At 68.7% G+C, this 1,290-nt stretch carries 1 protein-coding gene; it reads right to left on the reverse strand.

The window, feature by feature from the left end; genetic code table 11:
• Nucleotides 1-91: 91 nt before the first annotated feature.
• Complete coding sequence (locus BN11_RS17855; RefSeq protein ID WP_048699646.1) at nucleotides 92-1,072, reverse strand: ribose-phosphate diphosphokinase; 981 nt, start codon at nucleotides 1,070-1,072, stop codon at nucleotides 92-94.
• Between the last annotated feature and the right edge of the window lie 218 nt (nucleotides 1,073-1,290).

Genomic DNA, 1,290 nt, shown 5'->3' on the forward strand with positions numbered 1-1,290 from the left:
CCCCCCCCGACAACGACAACCAGGCCCGACAACGACAACCAGGCCCGACAACGACAGCCCGGCCCGGCAGCCAGGCGCCCCGGCGGCCGCCTCAGGGAAAGAGTGTCGCCTGGGGCGGCGCGTGGGTCGGGTCGACGCCGTCGAAGAGGGAGGAGATCGACTCGCCGGCGTGGATGCGGCCGATGGCCTCGGCGAAGAGGCCGGCGACCGAGCGGACCTGGAGAGCCTCCCACGACTGGTGGGGCCGGGGGACGGTGTCGGTCGTGACCATCTCGGTGATCATCGGGTGGTTGGCGAGACGCTCGACGGCTTGGCCGGTGAAGAGGCCGTGGGTGCAGGCAACGGCCGCCTCGGTGCACCCGAAGTCCTTGAGCCGGTCCATCAACTCGACGATCGAGCCACCGGTCGCGATCTCGTCGTCGAGGACGATGGCCTTCTTGCCCGCGACGTCGCCGACGATCATGTCGATGACGACCTTGTCGTCCGCCTTGCGCACCTTCGACCCGGCCGCCACGGGCAGCCGGAGGAGACGCGCGAACTGGCTCGCCGTCTTGGCGTTGCCGAGGTCGGGGGAGACGACCACGGTGTCGGTCAAGTCCTGGGCGCGGAAGTGGTCGGCGAGGATTCCGATGGCCGTCAGGTGGTCGACGGGGATCGAGAAGAAGCCATGGACCTGCGGCGCATGCAGGGTCATGGTCAGCACCCGGTGGGCGCCGGCGGCGACGATCATGTCGGCGACCAACCGCCCGCCCATCGAGATGCGGGAGGCGTCCTTCTTGTCGGAGCGAGCGTAGGCGAAGTGGGGGATCACCGCCGTGATCTGTGCTGCCGATGCGCCCTTGGCCGCGTCGATCATCAAGAGCAACTCCATGAGCGACTCCTGCGTCGGCGGCACGACCGGCGCTATCAGATAGACGTCGCGCTGGCGGCAGTTCGCCTGCAACTGCACCTGCAGGCAGTCATTGCTGAATCGTGTTGTGAGACTAGGGGAAAGGGGCACTCCGAGCGCATTGCAGATGCGCCCGGCAAGGGTGCGGTGGCTCGTCCCGGAGAACACCACGATGTCGCGCATACGCTCGCCGTTCCTCGATCGCCGGCATGGGGGCTGCCACCCAGCCTAGTGCGCGGCGGCCCGCCCGGACGCCGCCGGCCGGCTCGAGCCGGGCCCGCAGAAACCGCGGGGCTGCAGATAGTGCGGGGCCGCAATAACTGCGGTATGATGCTTCCATGACGAGGGATACGCCATACGACCGGATCCGAGACGAACTGGGCGTCGCGCAGGCTGCACCG

Origin of the sequence: Nostocoides australiense Ben110, from assembly GCF_001050535.1 — a bacterium.
In the GTDB taxonomy this organism is placed as follows: Bacteria; Actinomycetota; Actinomycetes; order Actinomycetales; family Dermatophilaceae; genus Nostocoides_A; species Nostocoides_A australiense.